At 71.1% G+C, this 256-nt stretch carries 1 protein-coding gene; it reads left to right on the forward strand.

What is annotated here, in order from left to right:
* Positions 1 to 73 precede the first annotated feature (73 nt).
* Positions 74 to 256, forward strand: a 183-nt coding sequence (locus AC0IZJ_RS28560; protein WP_471855644.1) for a hypothetical protein, incomplete at its 3' end; no start/stop codon positions are given.

A 256-nucleotide genomic window follows, 5' to 3' on the forward strand; every position in this document is an offset into this window, starting at 1 on the left:
CGCTACATCGACAAAGCACCCGCCGCCCCCGATGCGGCATTGATCAAGAGTCTGCTCGGAGGAGGGCATCCCCATGAACCACAAGAACAGCCTCGGCCGCCTGGCCGCCCTGGGCCTGGCCCTGCTGCTGACTGCCTGCGCGGCGCCCGTCACGCGGGTCGCGGTGGGCGAGGCGACCATCGGCAAGCCCCTGGCCGTGAAGGTCGACGCCGCCTGGAACCAGTTCGGCGGCGGCCTGACTCAGGGCGTGCCCACC

This window comes from Roseateles sp. AC306 (assembly GCF_979253795.1).